We start from the raw sequence: 22,546 nt of genomic DNA on the forward strand, positions 1-22,546 counted from the left end.
GTTACTGACTAGAACCTCTTTTTATACACTTAAATTAAATTCCACTCTACAATAAGCCCTAAATGCGTAAGTCCGCCACCAAATCCGTATAGTAAAAGTGTGTCTCCATTATTTAATTTCCCTTCTTTTATAGCTAAATTTAAAGCGAGTGGAATGGTGACTGAAGAGGTATTCCCCATATATTCCACGCTCGTTAATGTTTTTTGTATTGGAATTTGAGATTTTTCGCAAATAGATTCGATCATTCGTAAGTTAGCGCTGTGGGGTATGAACCAGTCTATATCATCTACTTGCATATTTACGGTATGTAATAAATTTTTTATGCCTTTTGGTACTGTGCGTGTTGCCCATTTATATACTTCTCTTCCATTTTGAACGATTTTTTCATTTGTTTGCAGTGGTGTGCCATTCATAGTAGTAGATAAGTTTGTTCTATATAGATGAATGCCGCCATCACCGTTTGTTCCCATGTGAGCAGCGATAAAGCTTGGGGTGTTTTCATCTCTTTCTAATAAAATAGCTCCAGCACCATCACCGAATAAAATACAGGTCGTTCTATCGGTATAATCAGTAACTTTAGATAATGTCTCTGTCGCTACGACAAGTACTTTTTCATGTGATCCAGAAGTGATTAAGCTATTACCGACGTGTAGTCCATATGTAAAACCAGCACAAGTTGCATTTAAATCAAAAGCTAGTGTATGAGGTATGTTGAAGTATTGTTGTATTTGGCAAGCAACACTAGGGAAAATGTAATCAGCAGTAGTAGTAGCGACAATGATACAGTCGACATCTTCTAAGTTTTTCTTATATGTTGTACATAAATTTTTAATTGCTTTAATGGCTAAGTTTGAGGAGTATTCTTCGTCACTAGCGATTCTTCTTTCCTTTATTCCTGTTCTTTGTACAATCCATTCATCATTCGTATGGACCATCTTTTCTAAATCGTTATTAGACAATATTTGATCTGGAACATAAGTACCAATTGCAGTAATACGAGATTTAGAATGCATAGGAACATCTCCTAACTTTTATTTTTTATAACCTGATACTAATATTAGGTTATAAAAATGTCAATAAAGATTTTTGTTGTATTAAAACGATAATACTTAACTTACTATGAAGGAATTTGGCGAGTGCTGTAAAAATAATATACGAGAAGTTTCTAAAATTGATAATGAAGGGAGTTAAGCTCCTTGAAAAGGATTTTACACATGTTTCCTGTCGTCATCATTTGTAGCTTTATTCTTATTATTTTTCCTGAGAAATCTTATGCTTGTGATTGTATTAAAGTATCAACAGAAGCTGCATTTCAAAAAAACGATGTAGTGTTTGAGGGAAAAGTAATTGAGGTTGGAAGGAAAGAAGAGGTTGGAACTGAAGTGTTATTTGAAGTGAAGAAAATTTGGAAAGGGACAACTTCTTCGCAAATTATCGTATATACAAAGGGTGGTGATTGTATGTTTCGCTTTGTAGAAGGAGGAGGGTACTTAGTATTTTCTACTCAAAGAGGATCAGAAAAACAATTACACACAAATAGTTGTAGTGGAACGAAGAGATTGGATGAGGCAGGGGCGGACAAAGCGGCTTTAAGTCAAATTGCAAAAGAGTCTGTTCCGACGAAGAAAGTGGATTTAAAAGGTGAGATGGTGAGCGGTTTAAATTGGCGGCAAGTTGCTATTATTTCCATTGGTTTGTTATTGATGATTGTTTTTGTTATTTTTATTGTGAGAAAAACTCGCAAAAAATGACGATTAAAGTAAAAATATAACGATTTTCTTTCGTGTGATATAGGTTGTTAAACCTTGTGAAAGCGAATTACTTATGCTACACTTTATGTAACTTAAAATGAACGGAGGGGCTTCCTTTGATCTTAATCAGATTACGTCTCAATACTTTGTGCCAATAATTGAATAGCGCTCAAAGGCTCTGTCTGTGTACAGAGTGAACGGGATTGGTCTGCCTATTTTAAAGGAACCCTTTATTAAGCTTATATGTGAAAAAGAGGGAGGGACGAATACGCCCTCTTTTTGTTTTGCCTTTATAAATAGAATGGGATTGTATAGGTGAACGCTTATTGTGGATACGTATACGATCTTGGGACTTTTTGACTATAAAATAGGATGAAAGCATAGCTTTCTTCTATTTCTTTGGTGAACCCTTATCCGTTTACGAAAACACAGGCAGCGACCTGTGTTTTTTATTTTACGTAATCGAAATGGAGGAATAAATATATGGAAGAAGTATTACAAAGAGCAGTTTTAGTTGGAGTAAATGTAGGTAATGAAGATGATTTTGCGTATTCGATGGAAGAGTTAACAAATCTTGCGGAAGCTTGTGATGTAGAGGTAATTGGGCAAGTAACGCAAAATTTACAACGAGTAAATCCGTCGCATTATATCGGAAAAGGAAAGATTGAAGAAGTAGCAGCGTATGTACGCGAAATAGATGCGAATATGGTCATCTTTAATGATGAATTATCTCCTTCACAAATTCGAAATTTAGAAGAGGATTTAGATTGTAAGGTAATTGATCGTACCATTTTAATTTTAGATATTTTTGCGCAACGTGCGAAAACGAAAGAAGCACAGCTACAAGTAGAAGTAGCACATCTTCAGTACATGATGCCTCGTTTAATCGGTCTTCGTGAATCGTTAGGAAGACAGAGCGGCGGCGTTGGTACGAAAAATAAAGGTGTCGGTGAGAAAAAGTTAGAGTTAGATCGTCGTAAAATTGAAGAACAAATTTCAGTTTTAAATAAAGATTTAGAAGCGCTCGTTGCTCAGCGTCAAACACAGCGAAAGCAACGTAAGAAAAATGAAATACCTGTTGTAGCATTAGTAGGTTATACGAATGCAGGAAAGTCAACGACGATGAATGCAATGCTTGAAATTTATAATGGTACAGAAGAAAAGCAAGTATTTGAAAAAGATATGTTATTTGCGACGTTAGAAACATCTGTACGAAATATTGATTTGCCAGATAATAAATCATTTTTATTAACAGATACAGTTGGATTTGTAAGTAAATTACCACATCATCTTGTGAAGGCGTTCCGTTCAACGTTAGAAGAAGTAGCGGAAGCAGATTTACTTATTCACGTCGTAGATTACGCAAATCCAAATTATGAACAATTAATTGATATTACAAATGAAACGTTAAAGAAAATTGGAGTAGAAAATATTCCAACGATCTATGCTTATAACAAATCAGATATGGTGGATGTTGAAATTCCGAAAGTACAAGAAGACCGCGTGTATTTATCTGCGAAGAAACATGTTGGAATGGAAGAGCTTGTAGAAATGATTCGTTCCCATATTTATAAAGAATATACGAAATGTGAAATGTTAATTCCGTATGATCAAGGACAGGTAGTTTCGTATTTCAATAATCATGCGCACGTTTTATCAACGAGTTATGAAAATGAAGGTACGAAACTAGAAGTGGAATGTAAGACGAGCGATTACGAGAAGTATAAGCGTTTTGCAATTTAATGTAAGAGGCAACCCAGTTTGTGATTGGGTTGCCTTTTTCTATAATGTTTTACTGCTGAAAGTTACAAGGATGCAAGTCAATGATGGGAGTTAAGTTATATTTCTGGAAAAAGAAATGAAAGCAGTATAGAATAGAAATGTTTCAAAAGTCAGAATTTATTACACCTACTGTAATAAATATATTTTTTGTACAGAAAGGAGCGATTCACATATGCAGGCAGTTTCGCAAAAAAACACAGTAGAAACACCGACAATATATCGAATATTATTTGCGATTAGCTTTGGACATTTTTTAAATGATTCGATGCAAGCAGTTGTGCCGGCGTTGTTTCCTATTTTGGAAAAAACGATGAATTTATCCTATATGCAAGTAGGGTGGATTGCGTTTGCGTTAAATATGACGTCATCGATTATGCAACCGGTGTTTGGTATGTATTCAGATAAGAAGCCGTCACCATTTTTATTACCACTCGGCATGTTTTCAAGTATGCTTGGAATGATTGGACTCGCGTTTGCACCAAACTTTATTATTGTTATTATTTCTGTTTTATTTATTGGTTTAGGTTCCGCAGTCTTTCATCCAGAAGGCGCTCGTGTTGCGTATATGGCGGCAGGTGCAAAACGAGGGTTAGCGCAAGCGATTTATCAAGTTGGGGGAAACACGGGGAATTCTTTAGCTCCTATTTTTACAGCGCTAATTTTCGTTCCACTCGGTCAAATTGGTTCATTGGGTTTTACAGCATTTGCAGCAGTAGGAATTGCATTATTAATTTTCGTATCGAATTGGTACAAAAATGAATTAGCAACCGGTGCTGTAAGAAGGAAGAAGAGGGCTGCACTTGAGGCGGAAAATGCAATTGTAAGTACACACATTAAATTCGTTATTATACTTCTTGTTTTTCTTACTTTTGTACGCTCTTGGTACGGTGCTGGTATCGGGAATTTCTATCAATTTTACTTAATAGAGCATTACGGTTTATCTATAAAAAATGCCCAGTATTTCGTATTCGCATTTATGATTGCTGGTGTGTTAGGCACTTTCTTCGGAGGACCGTTAGCAGATCGATTTGGTAAGAAAAATATCATCGTATTTTCAATGTTAGGTTCAGCGCCACTTGCACTGTTATTACCACATGTCTCACTTGTGTGGGTCGTACCGTTATTTTTATGTATCGGTTTTATTAGTTCAAGTAGTTTTAGTGTAATTGTTGTATATGCACAAGAGCTTGTGCCTGGAAAAGTGGGAATGGTGTCAGGATTAATCGTAGGTCTTGCATTTGGACTTGGAGCATTAGGTGCTGTAGTTCTTGGGAAATTAGCAGATATATATAGCCTGCAATTTATTATGCTATTATGTAGTTGTCTACCATTAATTGGACTCACTTCATGGTTACTGCCAAGTGATAAGAAAACGATAGAATAGGGGATGCGCTATGAAATTGTGTGAAAACGTTACGGAATTAATAGGGGATACACCTGTCATCCGATTATCTAAATTTATTCCGGAAGACGCAGCAGATGTGTATGTGAAACTAGAAATGTTTAATCCATCGCGCAGTGTGAAAGACCGTGCTGCTTATAATTTACTTCACGTTGCAGAAGAAAATGGTCTCATCAAACCAGGAGATACAATTATTGAACCGACAAGCGGGAATACAGGGATTGGTTTAGCGATGAATGCAGCAGCTAAAGGGTATAAAGCGATTTTAATTATGCCAGATAATATGTCAAAAGAGCGTATTAATTTATTGAAAGCATACGGAGCAGAAGTAGTTTTAACACCAGCAGAACAAAGAATGCCAGGAGCAATTGCGAAGGCGTTAGAATTGCAAAAGCAAATACCGAATAGTTTTATTCCGCAACAATTTGAAAACCCAGCTAATCCGAATATTCACCGTTATACGACTGCGCTTGAAATTTACGAACAAATGGATGGAGAGCTGGACGCTTTTGTTGCAACGGCAGGAACAGGCGGAACGATTACAGGGACTGGTGAAACGTTAAAAGAGAAATTACCAAACTTATATATTGCAGTAGTGGAACCGAAAGGATCTCCCGTTTTATCCGGTGGTGTACCAGGTCCTCATAAACTAGTAGGAACAAGCCCAGGATTTATTCCGAAAAACTTAAATACAGAAGTGTATAACGAAATTATTCAAATTGCAGATGAAGAGGCTTTAACGACAATGAGAAACTTAGCTAGACAAGAAGGATTATTAGTTGGGCCATCTTCTGGAGCATCTGTTTACGCTGCAATCATGATAGCGAAACGCCTAGGCGTTGGTAAAAAAGTTTTATGTATTGCGCCTGATACAGGTGAACGTTATTTGAGCATGGGGTTATTTGAATAAAAAGGGTAGAAACACCTTAATAGTGAATAGCTGCTATTAAGGTGTTTGTTTTATGGAATGAAGAGGGGGAGAAGAACAATGAAACTATTAAAACCAATCCATGAATATAGTGAGCATATTACGGCGTATAGACGAGCGTTTTTACACTCAGGGGAACAACCACATGGAAGTAGTTCTTTACAAAACTTTGATTCTCTTGATGAATGGTTTGAAAAAGTGAGTAAACAAGAACTAGGAGAAAACTTACTAGCTAATAGAGTGCCATCTAGTCAGTTTTTAAGTTTTGAAAAAGGGGAACTTATAGGTTTTGTGAATATTAGACATAGATTAAATCCAGGATTATTACGGGAAAGTGGTCATATTGGATATAGTGTCCATCCGAATAAACGTCGCCACGGTTACGCTACGAAACAACTACAACTTGCATTAGCTGAAGCGCAAAAATTAGGATTGCAGAAAGTATTAATAACTTGCGATAAATCCAATATCGGTTCTGCTAAAACGATTCAAAAGGTTGGAGGTGTGTTAGAAAATGAAGTAGTTTCTTCTCGTACTGGTGAAGTTATTCAGCGCTATTGGATAGAAATATGATTAAGTAGGAATTTGAAAAGGTAATGCAAGCTGTAATATCGAAATAGATAAATGAAATATAGGGGATTACTGCAATTTTAGGGGGAAATGAAATGGGATTAAAAGAGAAAGCGATAGAGATGTCAGAGATTTATAGGAAAAATCCGAAAGTAGAAGCTATTATTTTAGCGGGTTCAGTAGCTAGAAGGCTTGAAGATGAACATTCAGATATAGAATTACATATTTTATGGTCAACACCGCCGGAAGATGAGGATCGTAGGGCCCCTATTTATCATATTGATGGGAAAATATTATCGTATCATCCGTATGAGGAAGAAGAATGGTCGGAAACGTATTTAACGAAAGAGAGAATTAAATTAGAGATTAGTAACTTTTTAACAGAGACAGTAGAGAAAGTGATTTCGGATGTGGTGGATCAATATGATATAAGTTATGAAAAACAATGTATTGTATCATCCATTCATGATGGTGTTAGTTTGTATGGAGAAGGGAAAGTGAATGAATTAAAAGAAAAAGTAGCGGCATATCCAGATGAACTAGCAAAACGGATGATTTCAGAAAATCTATGGTTAAGTAATCGTTGGCACAATCGAAAGGCGCTTTTAAAACGGAAAGATTGGCTTATGCTTTATGACGTTATTTGCGAAGTACAAAGGAACATATTGGGTGTTTTATTTGGTTTGAATAAAATGTACGTACATCATCCAGCGTTTAAATGGATGCCTAATAATGTGGAACGAATGACTATTAAACCTGAAAAATTATATGAACGTATGGCGGACACATTAATAGGGAATCCAGAAAAAAGTGTGCAGGAGTTAGAGTTGCTAATAGAAGAAGTGTTGCAACAAGTTCATACATACGCACCAGGAGTAAATGTGGATGAGCAAGAAAAATCTATTTTTTATTTTGTGAAATAGAAAATAGTAATAAGGGGGAAGTTATGGGGTTTTTTAATAGGTTTTTTAAAAAAGTTGAAAAAGTAAATGAGCAAGAAGCTACTCTTCATGAATTAAGTGAAGAATTGTATGTTGAATCACCGGTAGAGGAAGCGACTAGTTACTGGGTATCAATGGCACAAAATATAATTGTTAATGCTGTAAAAGCGGCTGACAATGATGTGGAACGTGCCTTCGTGTTATTGAATTTGAAGAAAGGTGAGGCTTCATTTGATATTTTTTATCAAATAAATGGGCAATTGTATTTCTGGGATCAGCTAGAAAATGAGACGATAAGAAATAGAATTCAGAACGAGTTGTTACCGCAAGCTCCAGAAGTTTCAAATGCAGTAAATGAGCAATTTCGTGGAGCTGATCACCCTATAATTTCGTTCGCACAATTGCAGTTTGAATGGGAAACGAAAGCCTGGTTCTCACATATAATTTGGGAAGATAGCCTTGCTGCTCAATTGCCCAAAACTCAAATTCTAAATGAATGGTTTCGTGTAATTAAAGAAGAAACGAAAAATAGACCACTGGATAGTGATGCGAAATTTTCTTGGTATCCATCAAACTCTTAAAAAATGAATACAGAGAGACAGGTTATGTTTCTAGATGATTTGTATTATTGAATAAGTATCAATAATACGTAATTCTTTTTCTATTGCCTGTTAGAATTCGTTATGTACTAAGCTACTTGTTTTCTAAACTAAAACTTATATTTCGAATTTTCAAATAGATTGTAATACATAAAAATTCGAAATATAAGTTGACACTATTTTTAATGTGTGATAAAAATGATAGTAATCAATTCGGAAAATAATATTTGGGCAATGAAAGGGTATAGTAGTGAATATCTCCCTATTTCAGAGAGCTGATGGTTGGTGTGAATCAGTATATAGATTATTCATGAAGTTCGTCCTGGAGCATCTTTCATAAATCTCATATTTTGAGGAAATGAAAGACGGTAGTTTATACCGTTATCAAATAAAGTGGTGAAGATTTTTTCACAACTAGGGTGGTACCGCGATATTTATCGTCCCTACGTATTTACGTAGGGACGTTTTTTATTTAGGTCCTAACTTTGGTGTGGCTTCATAACTAGGGTGGTACCGCGATATTTTATCGTCCCTACGTTTTTGCGTAGGGGCGTTTTTATTTAGGTGGTTTCTTAGTATTCTTCACAACTAGGGTGGTACCGCGATAATTTTGTCGTCCCTACGTATTTACGTAGGGGCGTTTTTTTATTATTAGGGAGGAAGTGAACGTATTAGAAAAGAGTATTGATAGAACAATATAAATACCGAATTGTAACAAAGAAAAAGAGATAGAGAGGAGATTAACAAATGAATTCACAGCAATGGACATCGAAATTAGGTTTCGTATTAGCTGCAGCAGGTTCGGCAATTGGTCTTGGGGCGATTTGGAAATTCCCATATATGGCCGGCATTGGAGGAGGCGGAGCGTTCTTCCTAATTTTCATCGGTTTCACATTATTAATTGGTTTACCGCTATTATTAGCTGAATTTGTTATTGGAAGAAGTACACAAAAAGAGGCTGTCGATGCATATAGAGAGATTGCTCCTAAAACGTTATGGCCTTGGTTAGGTAAATTAGGAATTGTAACATGTTTCATATTACTTTCTTTCTACAGTGTTGTAGGAGGCTGGATTTTATTATATTTATGGAATGCAATTACAGGTAGACTATGGGAAGGAAATGGAGCATACGAAGCTACGTTTGGTGAAATCATTTCCAATCCATATTTAGCAGTTGGATCACAGCTATTATTCATCCTTATTACTATTTTCATCGTAAGTAAAGGTGTACAAAATGGTGTTGAAAAAGTAAATAAATATTTCATGCCAGCATTATTCGTTTTATTCTTTGTATTAATCGTTCGTGCACTTACATTAGATGGTGCTGGAGAAGGCGTTCGTTTCTTCTTACAACCTGATTTCTCACATGTAACATCAGAAGTTATATTATACGCAATGGGGCAATCGTTCTTCTCATTATCTGTCGGGGTAGCCGTTATGGTAACGTATAGCTCATACTTACCGAAAGAAGAAAGCTTACCACGTTCAGCATTTTCTATCGTAGCCTTAACTCTTGTTATTACATTACTTGCAGGACTTGCAATTTTCCCAGTTGTGTTCGCATTTGGAATGGAACCATCTCAAGGGCCGGGACTATTATTTATCGTGTTGCCAGCTATTTTCAGTAAAATGGCGTTCGGAAAATTATTCTTCATTGTTTTCTTATTACTATTCTTCTTCGCTACGATTACATCAGCAATTTCGATGTTAGAAATTAGTGTTGCATCGTTAACATCAAAAGGTAAAGGGAAACGTGAAAAAATGGCCTTAATCGTAGGGTTATTAATCTTCGTTGTTGGGGTACCATCAGCATTATCATTCGGTATATTAAGTGATCTGAAGATTTTCGGGAAGACAGTCTTTGATTTAGCGGACTATGCAGTAAGTAACGTATTAATGCCACTTGGTGTATTATTAGTTTCTATCTTTGTTCCTTTAAAAATGAAGAAAGATGTATTAATGAAAGAGCTAGGTGTAAGTAAAAATAAAGGTTATAAACTATTCGTATTATGGTTATTCTTACTTCGTTATATCGCACCAATTGCGATTATTATCGTATTCTTAAATGTACTTGGCATTATATAAAAAGAAAGGTAGCGTATCATACAAAGATACGCTACCTTTTTATTTTGCTCTTTTTTGCAATTCATTTACTGTTACGAACTGATAGCCCTTCTTAGATAAAGAATCTAAAATACCTTCAATCGTTTGTAAATTTTCATTAGACTCATCATACATAGAGTGCAGTAAAATGATAGAACCTGGTTTTACATTTTTATTAACGTATTTAATTTTATCAGCCGCAGATTTATAAAAAGTATCGGGCTCAAGATCCCATGTGATTGTTTCGATATTGTTTTTATTTAAATAATATGGCAGCCCTATTAACTTCTTACCGTTAGGGGGCCTAAAATCAATTTCGCCTGTAAATCCTGTTTGGCGGATTAATGAATTCGTTTTTTCTATTTCACCTTTAATAAAAGAAGGTGTTTTGAAAACCATTCTATTATGAGAATATGTATGGTTTCCAAGTTGGTGCCCAGATTGCGCGATAGCTTCACCTAACGATAGATTTTTCTCTAATTCATTTCCAATTAAAAAGAAAGTAGCTTTAGCGTTGTATTTATCTAGTAGCGGTAATATTTGTTTTACATTGTTAGTAGGGCCATCATCAAAAGTTAAAGCGATCACTTTTTCATTTGTTTCTACACGTTGTGTTAAATATCCAAATAATTGAAAGCTTCTTGCGTTCATCAATTTGTATGTTCCGAATAATGCCGTGATAATAAAGAATAGTGTAACGATTGTAATGATAATTTTTTTCTTCATAATGTAACCTCACAATGATTTTTGATTCAATTAAAAAGTATTATATCAAACTAAGTAATTTCGTGCTTTAAGAAGGGTGTGGATGCAAGGAGAAGGAATTTATCATATAATAAAATACAAAAGGTATATTAGGAGGTGTTTATATGGCGATTATAATTCAATTGCCAGACACTGCAACGTCTCATGCAAAGCCAAGTATGGAAATGGCGATACTTTGCGTGAGGTAGACAAGTAATATACAATCGCCTATATGAGCTCGTATCATTTTTTATATTTGGCTTTGCACCTTATTGAAATGAACCATAAAAAATAAGGGGCGAGCAGAAATGAAATACGTAAAAGCTAATGCTGTTTTACCGGAGAGTTTAATTACTGAAATTCAAAAGTATATACAAGGTGAAACAATTTACATTCCGAAACAAGAAACGAAACATTATAAATGGGGTACACGATCTGGCGGAAGAAAACAACTAGATGAAAGAAATAAAGCAATTAAAGAAGCTTTTAAAAGTGGGATTGCTATTCATCAACTTGCAGAAGAATATTTTCTTTCTGGGGAAACGATTAAAAAGATTGTGTATTCTAAATAAGAGGAAAAGAGTCTGATTCATATATTACTTTGAATCAGACTCTTTTTGTTTTATATGTATTGGATATATGAGGTGTGAATGGGCATGATAATAGAAAAAATGTGCCGTTTTTTTATTAAATGGTATACAGAGCATTTGAAAAGTAGAAAGGTGAACATATATGAATCATATTGGACAAATAACGATAGAGCTTTTAGTTGGTTTTTTTGTTCTATTAATTGCTACAAAAATATTAGGGAAAACACAAATATCTCAGCTAACGCCATTTGATTTTATTTCTGCAATCGTCCTAGGTGAGCTCGTTGGAAATTCAATATATGATCCTAAAATTAAAGTATGGTCTATTTTATATTCAGTATTTGTTTGGGTAATTTTAATTTATACTATAGAAGTGATAACACAAAAAGTAAGAGGAACAAGAAGGTTTTTTGAAGGATATCCTTCAATTATTATTCGTAATGGAAAGATTGATCGTGAACAATTAAGCGTAAATCATTTGGATATAAACCAATTACAACAAATGCTTAGGCAACAAAAAGATATATTTTCAATCCGAGAAGTTGAATATATGATATTGGAACCGAACGGAAACATAAGCGTTCTGAAAAAAAGTAAATACGAATCTCCTACTATAAATGATTTAAGTTTAAAACATAAGCCTGTATACTTACCAATTTCATTAATTAGTGATGGAAAAGTAGTTAAGGATAATTTGAGGGAAGCGGGATTTGATGAAGGATGGCTTTATAAACAAATAAAGCAAAAAGGAATTACTAAATTTGAAGACGTATTATATGCGGAATGGAAAACAGATGATGGCTTCTTTTGTCAGGAAATGCAGCGGTAGAGAATAAGTGATATATGTAATGTTTGTTTCTAAGTTATCTTTTACATATCAAAAAACGTAATCATTGTATACAATAAAACTAGATCAACAATTTGTATGGAGTGATAAAGATGGAAGCGTTTATTAGAAGTGATCAATATAATTTTATAAAATCACAAGCTTATATTTTAGCAAACGGGCATGCAACGGCAAATGATAGAGGTGTAATTCAAGCGTTAAAATCGCTTGCGATTGAAAAGATAATACATGTATTTGAGAATTTAACGGATGAACAGAAAGAGTTAATTGATACGGTATTAACAGTTCAAAATAGAGAAGATGCAGAATCATTTTTAATGAAAATAAATCCGTATGTAATTCCGTTTCAAGAAGTTACAGCACAAACATTAAAAAAATTATTTCCTAAAGCGAAAAAGTTAAAACTTCCTGATATGGAAGAAATGGATATGAAAGAAATATCTTATTTAAGCTGGATTGATAAGGGGTCAAGCAGGAAATTTATTATAGCGAAAAATGATAAAAATAAATTTGTTGGTCTGCAAGGAACGTTCCAAAGTTTAAATAAAAAAAGCATTTGTTCGTTATGTCATGGACATGAAGAAGTAGGAATGTTTTTAGTTGAAATTAAAGGCGATGTACCAGGAACTTTCGTTAAAAAGGGAAACTACATTTGCAAAGATGGTGTAGCTTGCAATCAGAATATGAAATCGCTAGATAAATTGAACGATTTTATTGAACGCTTGAAGAAATAACGAGAAAACCTCTAGTATTTAAACTGGAGGTTTTTATTTTTTGAAGAAGTACAATAAGCTTTCTTTGTAAATGTAGATTTATAATGAAATTTGATAAAAATATCTATTATGATACAGTTGCTTATATGCAAGGAGGTAAAACATGGATTACCTTTTATCGAAAGAAAAAGTGAAGCGATGGCCCAAAGATATGATAGCGGCGGGGCGTTGTCATACAGTTGGCCTGAAATCGGATGGCATGGTAGTAGCGGTGGGCCGGAATAAAGAAGGGGAATGTAATGTAAGTGGCTGGCGAGATATTGAAGCAGTCGCAGTGGGCAATGTTCATATGGCAACGAACACGGGTAATGCTCATACAATCGGTCTTACATGTGACAGTACTGCGGTAGCAGTGGGTTGGAATAAGCATGAACAATGTGATGTAAACGATTGGCATAATATTGTAGCGGTTGCGGCAGGGTGGCGTCGTACTATTGGCCTGAAATCGGATGGCACGGTAGTAGCGGTGGGCCGAAATAAAGAAGGAGAATGCAATGTAAGCAGTTGGCAAGGTATTGTGGCAGTCACAGCGGGTGACTGGCATACAGTCGGTCTTAAATTGGACGGCACATTGACGACTGTGGGGAATAATCGATATGGTCAATGCAATGTAAGTAGCTGGCGAGGTATTGTAGCGGTCAAGGCTGGGTATCTTCATACTGTTGGTCTTAAACGAGACGGTACGGTGACAGCAGTGGGGAATGATAAACATAACCAGTGTGATGTAAGTGGCTGGCGAGATATTGTAGCAATAGCGGCTGGTACGAATCATACAATCGGACTTAAATCAAACGGTACCGTGGTGGCAGTGGGTTGGAATGAGTATGGTCAATGTAACGTAAGTGATTGGAGAGATATTGTAGCGATAGCGGCTGGTTGTGCACATACAGTCGGACTAAAGTCAGACGGTACGGTGATCGCGGTAGGTAATAATGAATTTGGCCAATGCGATGTAGGTAGCTGGCGCGACATTCGGTTGCCTGGCAAATAGTCAATTTACAATAAATCATTAGTAATATTATTCTATTTTAGGAGTAATTATGGAATAGGATATGTAGAAAATAATTAAACTTAAATCTGCTGAATAAGAATCTCTTTTGAAAAGGGATTCTTATTATTTTTCATAGAATAAGGGTATAAATGGAATTTTTGAACAAATTTCATTTCAAAATTACAGTAGAAGATATAAATAAAGTATAGAGGAGATAAAGGAATGCTTAAAAGGTTTTTACTTTCTTTACCGGATGTTTTACTTATATGTATCGTTCTCTACATAATGTACACAAATTCTTTTAGTTTTGGACAGATGCTAGTAATTGCCATTGCAATCGGAATTATTGGTGGTCTTGCTATTAGAATTTGTAAGGATGTATTCACGTATATAAGATGGACAATTAAACAAAGAAAAAATTGAATATGTTTAATAGTTATTAGGAGGGAATGAAATGACTAAGAAAAAGAATAGAGTGAAAAACGAGATAGTACTTTGGTCACTAACAGCAATTGTTCTGTTAATTGTATGGTACTTTTATCAAAAATAAAAACGCAACGTACTAAAAAAGCACGATGCGTTTTTATTATTTTTTTTGCCAATTTTCTTTTATAAAGTCTTCACGCCCAGATTCTTTTTGCTCAGTAGCATATTTCTCTGGATTCTTTTTATAGAAATGTTGGTGGTATTCCTCTGCTTCGTAAAAAGGTGCAGCAGGACGAATTTCAGTCACGATTGGATCTTTAAACATACCGCTTTCTGCAAGAGCTTGTTTTGATTTTTCAGCAAGCCCTTTTTGTGTTTCGTTATGATAAAAAATAGCGGTACGATAAGATGGACCACGGTCAAAAAATTGTCCGCCATCGTCAGTTGGATCGATTTGTGGCCAATATAAGTCTAGTAATTTCTGATAAGGAAAAATAGAAGGATCGAATGTAATTTGAACAACTTCTAAATGTCCAGATGTTCCAGCTTTTACTTGTTCATATGTTGGATTTTCTACATGACCTCCTGCATAGCCAGAAAGTACTTTATGAATACCAGGAAGTTCATCAAATGGTTTTACCATGCACCAAAAGCAACCGCCTGCGAAGGTTGCGAGTTCGTATGTTTTTTCGGACATTGCTGTAATCCTCCTAAATGTATATGTTTTATATAGTATTATATAAATTGTTTTATTGCGCAATAAAAAAGATTTGAAAATATATGTTTTTTATAAACAAGATCCTCCGCTCACATCAATTAATTGTCCAGTAACCCAGCGGCTGTCTGGAGAAGCAAGAAATGCAGCAGTATCGGCAATGTCCTCTACTTCACCTAAGCGATTGAAAGCGGAAATAGTAGTAGCGTACTGCTTCATCATTGGGTCGCTCAAGAGTTCTGCATTCATATCTGTTTTAATAAATCCTGGAAGTATTGCATTCACCGTTATTCCTCGTGCTCCAAGCTGTTTTGCTAGCGTAAAAGTCATTGTATTAATAGCGCCTTTCGTCATACTATATGCAACAAAATCAGGTAAAGAAATGCGGGTGGCAGCGGATGAAATATTAATAATTCGGCTATTGTCACTTAAACGTGGTAGTGCTAGTTGAATGATAAAGAATGGAGCTTTTGCATTTACTGAAACCATTCTATCAAAAAACTGTTCAGTCGTTTCTTCAATAAAAGCACCAGGACCAATGCCAGCATTGTTTATTAAAATATCAAATTGTGTTTCACCAGTGCGCTTTTGTAATTCAGTATCTAAAGCGTTATAAAGGTTTTCTACACCGTGTAAGGATTCTAGATTTGCGCCGATAGAAAAAGCTTGGCCACCATCTGATCGAATTTCATGAACAGTTTCTTCAGCGTCATCTTTTCGACTACCGTAATGAACAGCAACCAATGCACCGTCATTTGCTAAACGTTTAGCGATCGCTCGTCCAATTCCTCGGCTTGCTCCTGTAACTAACGCTACTTTCCCTTTTAACATAGTTTCCTCATCTCCTCATAAACTTTATAAGCTTTTCTTTATGTAGTAATGCAAACATACTTAAGTAATATATGAGTGTATGTAAGTAATGCATTCCAATTTTGATTTGAGAAAAAATAAATAGAATGAATTTTGATTTTTTTGAAAAAACATATTGACAATGAAAAGAACAACGTCCTATAATACGTGTAACAAATAAAAGTTAATTAAGAATTTTCTAACTTTATATGTTGTATATGCAAAGAAGAGGAAAGTAGATGATTATGATCGTTTCAGAGAGCTACTCCAAGGCTGTGAGGGTAGTAACAATCGAATCATTGAAGATCACCTCGGAGCATCGCTTGCGAAAGGGAAACTGAGTAGAGGGCGGCGGCATCGTCTCCGGTAAAAGGACGGAGGTCTGATTGGACCTACAAAGCTTATATTTCGTGAGAAGTATAAGGAAGCTGAGTGGTAACGCGAAACTCTCGCCTCAGCAATCAAAGCTACTAAATTGTAGTAGTTGATTGCTGAGGCGAGAGTTTTTATTTTTAAAAATAGAAGAAGAGAATGCGTAGAAGAGGAGAGTAAATGATAAAGATTGTTTCAGAGAGCTGCCCCGAGGCTGTGAGGGTGGTAACAATTCACTCATTGAAAATCACCTTGGAGCACTACTTTTGAAAACTAGTAAAAAGTAGCGGGGTTGTTCCCGATAGAAAAACAAAAGTCTAATTGGACTTGCAGAGCTTATATTTCGTGAGAAGTATAAGGAAGCTGAGTGGTACCACGATTCCCTCGTCTCAGCAATGGATTGCTACAAGTATGTAAGTAATCGATTGTTGAGACGAGTATATTTTTAAGGTTTATATACTGAATATTCTGTTAAAAATACTCATCTCAGCAATCGATGTAGAAATAGATTGCAAAAAATAGAGAAAAAAAGAGGAGCGATGTGAGATGGGAAACCAGTACATTTACATGAATGGGGAATTTGTAGAAAAAGAAAAGGCAGTTGTTTCAGTATATGATCACGGTTTTTTATACGGAGACGGTGTATTTGAAGGGATTCGTAGTTACGGAGGAAATGTATTTTGTTTAAAAGAACATGTGAAACGATTGTATGAATCAGCGAAATCTATTTTACTAACAATTCCAATGACGGTAGAAGAAATGGAAGAAGCAGTTTTACATACACTCCAAAAAAACGAATATACTGATGCTTACATTCGCTTAATTGTCTCAAGAGGAAAAGGTGACTTAGGGCTCGATCCGAGAAGTTGTGTGAAGCCGAGCGTAATTATCATTGCAGAACAATTAAAGTTATTCCCACAAGAATTTTATGATAATGGGCTAAGCGTTGTATCTGTTGCATCAAGACGTAATACGCCAGATGCGTTAGATCCACGTATTAAGTCAATGAATTATTTAAATAACGTACTTGTAAAAATTGAAGCAGCACAAGCAGGAGTGTTAGAGGCTCTTATGTTAAATCAACAAGGATATGTTTGTGAAGGTTCTGGCGATAATGTTTTCGTTGTGAAAGATGGAAAAGTGCTAACCCCGCCATCCTATTTAGGAGCATTAGAAGGTATTACGAGAAATAGTGTTATCGAGCTATGTGAACGACTGAATATTCCGTGTGAGGAAAGACCATTCACTCGCCATGATGTATATGTAGCGGATGAAGTATTTTTAACAGGAACAGCAGCGGAGTTAATTCCAGTTGTAAAAGTTGATTCGAGAGAAATTGGAGATGGGAAACCAGGAAGTGTAACGAAACAATTGACCGAAGAATTTAAAAAATTAACGAGAGAAAGAGGAGTACGTGTTCCTGGGCTGACGGAAAGCTTAGCATAAATAAGGAGAGGAGTTAATGGAAATGAAGCAGCAGTATACAGCGTATGAGAAGTTACAGTATGAAGAAATGACAGGCGCTGGGCACGTGATTCAATGTTTGAAGAAATTGGGTGTAACGACCGTTTTCGGCTATCCAGGCGGAGCGATTTTACCAGTATACGATGCGTTATACGAAAGTGGTTTGAAACATGTTTTAACTCGTCATGAGCAAGCTGCCATTCATGCGGCTGAAGGATATGCGAGAGCTTCTGGAAAGGTCGGGGTAGTCTTTGCTACCTCTGGCCCAGGGGCGACAAATTTAGTTACGGGTTTAGCAGACGCTTATATGGATTCGATTCCTTTAGTTGTCATTACCGGGCAAGTTGCAACGCCTTTAATTGGTAAAGATGGATTTCAAGAAGCGGATGTTGTCGGAATTACAGTACCTGTTACGAAGCATAATTACCAGGTTCGTGATGTGAATCATGTATCACGAATTGTGCAAGAAGCTTTTTACATCGCCAAAAGCGGGCGCCCGGGACCAGTATTAATTGATATTCCAAAAGATGTTCAAAATGCAAAAGTCACCAGTTTCTTTAATGAAGAAGTTGATATTCCGGGGTACAAACCAGAACTTGTACCAGACAGTATGAAACTTAGAGAGGTGGCTAAAGCAATTTCAAAATCTAAGCGTCCACTTCTTTATATTGGAGGAGGTGTCATTCATTCAGGTGGATCCGATGAACTCTTCGAATTCGCAAGGGAGAACCGTATTCCAGTCGTTTCAACTTTAATGGGACTTGGTGCATATCCACCGGATGATCCATTGTTTCTAGGGATGCTTGGTATGCATGGGACATACGCTGCTAATATGGCGGTAACAGAATGTGATTTACTACTTGCATTAGGTGTTCGCTTCGATGATCGTGTAACAGGAAAATTAGAACTTTTTTCTCCAAACTCGAAAAAAGTACATATTGATATTGATTCTTCTGAGTTTCATAAAAATGTAACTGTAGAACATCCGATTGTTGGTGATGTAAAAAAAGCGTTACACATGCTGTTACATATGTCTATTTATACACAAACAGACGAATGGCTTCAGAAAGTAAAGACATGGAAAGAAGAATATCCACTTTCTTATAAGCAAAAAGAATCTGAGTTAAAACCACAGCACGTGATCAACTTAGTAAGTGAATTAACGAATGGTGAAGCGATTGTCACAACAGAAGTAGGTCAGCATCAAATGTGGGCTGCTCACTTCTATAAAGCAAGAAAACCTCGGACGTTCCTTACCTCTGGAGGATTAGGAACGATGGGGTTTGGTTTTCCAGCAGCAATTGGTGCTCAGCTAGCTAAAAAAGAAGAACTTGTCATTTGTATTGCAGGTGACGCTTCTTTTCAAATGAACATTCAAGAACTACAAACAATTGCTGAAAATAATATCCCTGTAAAAGTATTTATCATAAATAACAAATTTTTAGGGATGGTAAGGCAATGGCAAGAAATGTTTTATGAAAATCGTTTATCAGAGTCAAAAATTGGATCACCAGATTTTGTGAAAGTAGCAGAAGCTTATGGAGTAAAGGGATTAAGAGCAACAAATTCAACCGAGGCGAAACAAGTGATGTTAGAAGCATTTGCTCACGAAGGTCCTGTCGTAGTTGATTTTTGTGTAGAAGAAGGTGAAAACGTATTTCCGATGGTTCCGCCAAACAAAGGAAATAACGAAATGATTATGAAGAGGTGGGAAGAATGAGTCATACTTTTTCACTCGTTATTCATAACGAGCCAAGTGTCTTATTACGTATAAGTGGGATTTTTGCTCGGCGTGGTTATTATATTTCTTCTTTACATTTAAACGAAAGAGATACTAGTGGTGTTTCTGAAATGAAACTCACAGCAGTTTGTACTGAAAATGAAGCGACATTACTTGTTAGTCAGTTGAAAAAATTAATTGATGTTCTGCAAGTAAATAAATTATAAGGAGTGTATGGAATATGAAAACATATTATGAAAAAGATGCAAATGTAGAGTTATTACAAGGGAAAACTGTTGCAGTAATTGGTTATGGATCACAAGGGCATGCGCAAGCACAAAATTTACGTGATTCTGGTGTAGAAGTAGTAGTTGGTGTTCGTCCTGGTAAGTCGTATGAAGTAGCGAAAGCGGATGGGTTTGAAGTAATGTCTGTTTCAGAAGCGGTTCGAACCGCACAAGTTGTACAAATGTTATTGCCAGATGAACAGCAAGCTCATGTGTATAAAGCAGAGGTAGAAGAGAATCTTCGTGAAGGACAAATGTTACTTTTCTCACATGGATTTAACATTCACTTCGGACAAATTAATCCGCCAAGTTACGTAGATGTAGCGATGGTCGCACCAAAAAGTCCAGGACATCTCGTTCGCCGTGTATTCCAAGAAGGAAATGGTGTTCCGGCATTAGTCGCAGTACATCAAGATGCTACGGGCACGGCATTAAGCGTAGCACTGGCGTATGCAAAAGGTGTAGGGTGTACACGTGCGGGGGTAATTGAAACGACATTCCAAGAAGAAACCGAAACGGATTTATTCGGTGAGCAAGCTGTACTTTGCGGCGGGGTAACTGCACTTGTGAAGGCCGGGTTCGAAACGTTAACGGAAGGTGGATATCGCCCTGAAATTGCATACTTTGAATGTTTGCATGAATTAAAGCTAATTGTTGACTTAATGTACGAAGGTGGATTAACGACTATGCGCCATTCTATTTCAGATACGGCAGAGTTTGGAGATTATGTAACAGGATCGAGAATTGTTACAGATGAAACGAAGAAAGAGATGAAACGAGTACTTACAGAAATTCAGCAAGGTGAATTCGCGAAGAAATGGATTTTAGAAAATCAAGCAGGGCGTCCAACGTATAACGCAATGAAAAAAGCAGAGCAAAATCATCAATTAGAAAAAGTGGGAGCAGAGCTTCGTGAAATGATGAGTTGGATTCATGCACCGAAAGAATTAGTAAAGAAATAGAGTAAGAGAGTATAAATGAAAAATATGTAAGAGGGGATTTGACAAGATGAGAAGTGACATGATTAAAAAAGGTTTTGATAAAGCGCCGCACCGTAGTTTATTAAAAGCAACTGGTTTGAAAGATGAAGATTTTGATAAACCTTTTATAGCGATTTGTAATTCTTTTATTGAAATTATTCCAGGGCATAAACACTTGAACGAGTTTGGGAAACTTGTAAAAGAGGCAGTTCGTGCGGCAGGTATGGTACCATTCGAATTCAATACAATTGGAGTTGACGATGGTATTGCGATGGGGCATATTGGTATGCGTTATTCTCTTCCGAGTCGTGAAATAATTGCAGATTCAGTAGAAACGGTTGTAAATGCACACTGGTTTGACGGCATGATTTGTATCCCAAACTGTGACAAAATTACACCAGGTATGATGATGGCTGCACTACGTATTAATATTCCGACTGTGTTTGTTTCAGGCGGCCCGATGGCAGCAGGAAAAACATCTAAAGGAGAAGTTGTTGATCTGAGTTCCGTTTTTGAAGGAGTAGGAGCTTATCAATCTGGTAAAATTTCAGAAGAAGAATTAAAAGATATTGAAGATCATGGCTGTCCATCTTGTGGATCTTGTTCGGGTATGTTTACCGCGAACTCTATGAATTGTTTATGTGAAGTGTTAGGTTTAGCTCTTCCTGGTAACGGGAGTATTTTAGCAATTGATCCAAGACGTGAAGAGTTAATTAAACAAGCAGCAGAGAAATTGAAAATTTTAATTGAAAGAGATATTAAACCAAGAGACATTGTAACGGAAGAAGCAATTGATGATGCGTTTGCGCTTGATATGGCGATGGGCGGTTCAACAAATACAGTGTTGCATACATTGGCGCTCGCGCAAGAGGCTGGATTAGATTACGATATGAACCGTATTGATGCCGTTTCAAGACGTGTACCACATTTATGTAAAGTAAGCCCTGCTTCCAATTGGCATATGGAAGATATTGATCGTGCGGGCGGGATTAGTGCAATTTTGAAAGAGATGAGCCGGAAAGAAGGAGTACTTCATCTTGATCGAATAACTGCTACGGGGCAAACATTAAGAGAAAATATTGCTGAGGCAGAGATTAAAGATAAGGAAGTTATTCACTCTCTTGAAAACCCTCATAGTGAGGAAGGAGGATTGCGTATATTAAAAGGCAACCTTGCGAAAGATGGAGCGGTTATTAAAAGCGGTGCAACAGAGGTAAAGCGTTTTGAAGGACCTTGCGTTATTTTTAATTCACAAGATGAGGCACTTGCTGGCATTATGCTTGGGAAAGTGAAAAAAGGAGATGTAGTTGTCATTCGTTATGAAGGACCAAGAGGTGGCCCTGGTATGCCAGAAATGTTAGCACCAACATCAGCAATTGCTGGAATGGGATTAGGTGCTGAGGTTGCATTATTAACGGATGGACGTTTCTCTGGAGCTTCACGTGGAATTTCAGTAGGACATATTTCACCAGAAGCAGCAGCGGGCGGGATGATTGCACTTCTTGAACAAGGGGATATTGTATGTATTGATGTTGAAGAACGTTTGTTAGAAGTAAGAGTGAGTGATGAGGAATTAGAAAAGCGTAAAAAAGAATGGAAACGACCAGAACCGAAAGTGAAAACTGGCTGGCTTGGACGTTATGCACAAATGGTAACATCGGCGAATACAGGGGCTGTTCTGAAAATCCCAAATTTTGATTGAGCCAATTTAA

22 protein-coding genes and 2 other annotated features are annotated in these 22,546 nt (G+C 36.3%); of the genes, 18 read left to right on the plus strand and 4 right to left on the minus strand.

Annotated elements, in window-relative coordinates:
• Positions 1-29 precede the first annotated feature (29 nt).
• A complete protein-coding gene (locus tag DN404_RS20850; RefSeq protein ID WP_016122277.1) occupies positions 30-1,013 on the minus strand; it encodes a ketoacyl-ACP synthase III in 984 nt (327 codons plus the stop codon).
• A gap of 183 nt (positions 1,014-1,196) precedes the next feature.
• On the opposite strand from DN404_RS20850, the gene DN404_RS20855 reads away from it, so the two are divergent.
• From DN404_RS20855 to DN404_RS20890, 8 genes are all read left to right on the plus strand, one after another.
• The gene (locus DN404_RS20855) at positions 1,197-1,751 is read left to right on the plus strand and encodes a cobalamin biosynthesis protein CbiN (protein ID WP_042866697.1); all 555 of its coding nucleotides are present in this window, start codon (positions 1,197-1,199) and stop codon (positions 1,749-1,751) included.
• A gap of 483 nt (positions 1,752-2,234) precedes the next feature.
• A complete protein-coding gene (gene hflX, locus DN404_RS20860; RefSeq protein WP_000393291.1) occupies positions 2,235-3,494 on the plus strand; it encodes a GTPase HflX in 1,260 nt (419 codons plus the stop codon).
• Positions 3,495-3,705: 211 nt separating this feature from the next.
• Positions 3,706-4,917, plus strand: a complete 1,212-nt coding sequence (locus tag DN404_RS20865; RefSeq protein ID WP_001149412.1) for an MFS transporter — start codon at positions 3,706-3,708, stop codon at positions 4,915-4,917.
• Between the two features lie 10 nt (positions 4,918-4,927).
• On the plus strand, positions 4,928-5,845 hold the full coding sequence (cysK, locus tag DN404_RS20870) for a cysteine synthase A (RefSeq protein ID WP_149215406.1): 918 nt from the start codon (positions 4,928-4,930) through the stop codon (positions 5,843-5,845).
• A 78-nt stretch (positions 5,846-5,923) separates the two neighbouring features.
• Positions 5,924-6,436 carry a GNAT family N-acetyltransferase gene (locus DN404_RS20875; RefSeq protein WP_149215407.1) on the plus strand — a complete coding sequence of 171 codons (513 nt, stop codon included), beginning with the start codon at positions 5,924-5,926 and terminating at the stop codon, positions 6,434-6,436.
• A gap of 92 nt (positions 6,437-6,528) precedes the next feature.
• The gene (locus DN404_RS20880; RefSeq protein ID WP_149215408.1) at positions 6,529-7,356 is read left to right on the plus strand and encodes a DUF4037 domain-containing protein; all 828 of its coding nucleotides are present in this window, start codon (positions 6,529-6,531) and stop codon (positions 7,354-7,356) included.
• 23 nt (positions 7,357-7,379) lie between these two features.
• Positions 7,380-7,955, plus strand: coding sequence for a hypothetical protein (locus DN404_RS20885; RefSeq protein ID WP_000505545.1), 576 nt, complete (start codon positions 7,380-7,382; stop codon positions 7,953-7,955).
• A gap of 243 nt (positions 7,956-8,198) precedes the next feature.
• Positions 8,199-8,421 (plus strand) — a binding site (T-box leader).
• A gap of 299 nt (positions 8,422-8,720) precedes the next feature.
• On the plus strand, positions 8,721-10,058 hold the full coding sequence (locus DN404_RS20890) for a sodium-dependent transporter (protein ID WP_001088187.1): 1,338 nt from the start codon (positions 8,721-8,723) through the stop codon (positions 10,056-10,058).
• 39 nt (positions 10,059-10,097) lie between these two features.
• Here DN404_RS20890 and DN404_RS20895 read toward each other — a convergent pair whose 3' ends face one another.
• Complete coding sequence (locus tag DN404_RS20895; RefSeq protein ID WP_061113561.1) at positions 10,098-10,802, minus strand: polysaccharide deacetylase family protein; 705 nt, start codon at positions 10,800-10,802, stop codon at positions 10,098-10,100.
• A 326-nt stretch (positions 10,803-11,128) separates the two neighbouring features.
• On the opposite strand from DN404_RS20895, the gene DN404_RS20900 reads away from it, so the two are divergent.
• The 5 genes from DN404_RS20900 to DN404_RS20920 all read left to right on the plus strand — a co-directional run bounded on the left by DN404_RS20900 (position 11,129) and on the right by DN404_RS20920 (position 14,444).
• Complete coding sequence (locus tag DN404_RS20900) at positions 11,129-11,392, plus strand: CD3324 family protein (RefSeq protein ID WP_000878325.1); 264 nt, start codon at positions 11,129-11,131, stop codon at positions 11,390-11,392.
• A gap of 160 nt (positions 11,393-11,552) precedes the next feature.
• The gene (locus DN404_RS20905; protein ID WP_001015543.1) at positions 11,553-12,239 is read left to right on the plus strand and encodes a DUF421 domain-containing protein; all 687 of its coding nucleotides are present in this window, start codon (positions 11,553-11,555) and stop codon (positions 12,237-12,239) included.
• A gap of 110 nt (positions 12,240-12,349) precedes the next feature.
• The gene (locus DN404_RS20910) at positions 12,350-12,991 is read left to right on the plus strand and encodes a FusB/FusC family EF-G-binding protein (protein WP_000387074.1); all 642 of its coding nucleotides are present in this window, start codon (positions 12,350-12,352) and stop codon (positions 12,989-12,991) included.
• A gap of 142 nt (positions 12,992-13,133) precedes the next feature.
• Entirely contained in the window at positions 13,134-14,021 is an 888-nt protein-coding gene (locus DN404_RS20915) for an RCC1 domain-containing protein (protein ID WP_149215409.1), read from the plus strand.
• 222 nt (positions 14,022-14,243) lie between these two features.
• Positions 14,244-14,444 carry a hypothetical protein gene (locus tag DN404_RS20920; protein ID WP_149215410.1) on the plus strand — a complete coding sequence of 67 codons (201 nt, stop codon included), beginning with the start codon at positions 14,244-14,246 and terminating at the stop codon, positions 14,442-14,444.
• Between the two features lie 163 nt (positions 14,445-14,607).
• On the opposite strand, the gene msrA is transcribed toward DN404_RS20920, so the two are convergent.
• Together msrA and DN404_RS20930 are read right to left on the minus strand one after the other, a co-directional pair.
• On the minus strand, positions 14,608-15,144 hold the full coding sequence (gene msrA, locus DN404_RS20925; protein WP_001291883.1) for a peptide-methionine (S)-S-oxide reductase MsrA: 537 nt from the start codon (positions 15,142-15,144) through the stop codon (positions 14,608-14,610).
• Positions 15,145-15,234: 90 nt separating this feature from the next.
• Positions 15,235-15,993, minus strand: a complete 759-nt coding sequence (locus DN404_RS20930; protein ID WP_149215411.1) for an SDR family oxidoreductase — start codon at positions 15,991-15,993, stop codon at positions 15,235-15,237.
• Positions 15,994-16,538: 545 nt separating this feature from the next.
• Positions 16,539-16,778: a binding site (T-box leader), on the plus strand.
• A gap of 151 nt (positions 16,779-16,929) precedes the next feature.
• Between DN404_RS20930 and ilvE the strand changes: the two genes are divergently transcribed.
• The 5 genes from ilvE to ilvD are packed head-to-tail and all read left to right on the plus strand — an operon-like array spanning position 16,930 to position 22,536.
• Positions 16,930-17,829: a branched-chain-amino-acid transaminase gene (ilvE, locus tag DN404_RS20935; protein WP_016122282.1), complete on the plus strand. Its 900-nt coding sequence runs from the start codon at positions 16,930-16,932 to the stop codon at positions 17,827-17,829.
• A gap of 22 nt (positions 17,830-17,851) precedes the next feature.
• On the plus strand, positions 17,852-19,567 hold the full coding sequence (gene ilvB, locus DN404_RS20940) for an acetolactate synthase large subunit (RefSeq protein WP_002153104.1): 1,716 nt from the start codon (positions 17,852-17,854) through the stop codon (positions 19,565-19,567).
• The gene (locus DN404_RS20945; RefSeq protein ID WP_000019916.1) at positions 19,564-19,794 is read left to right on the plus strand and encodes an ACT domain-containing protein; all 231 of its coding nucleotides are present in this window, start codon (positions 19,564-19,566) and stop codon (positions 19,792-19,794) included. The genes ilvB and DN404_RS20945 overlap by 4 nt, the downstream gene beginning before the upstream one ends.
• Before the next feature lie 14 nt (positions 19,795-19,808).
• The gene (ilvC, locus tag DN404_RS20950) at positions 19,809-20,816 is read left to right on the plus strand and encodes a ketol-acid reductoisomerase (protein ID WP_149215412.1); all 1,008 of its coding nucleotides are present in this window, start codon (positions 19,809-19,811) and stop codon (positions 20,814-20,816) included.
• 46 nt (positions 20,817-20,862) lie between these two features.
• Entirely contained in the window at positions 20,863-22,536 is a 1,674-nt protein-coding gene (ilvD, locus tag DN404_RS20955; RefSeq protein WP_001255815.1) for a dihydroxy-acid dehydratase, read from the plus strand.
• Positions 22,537-22,546 lie beyond the last annotated feature (10 nt).

Source organism: Bacillus sp. TE8-1, assembly GCF_008368855.1.
In the GTDB taxonomy this organism is placed as follows: Bacteria; Bacillota; Bacilli; order Bacillales; family Bacillaceae_G; genus Bacillus_A; species Bacillus_A cereus.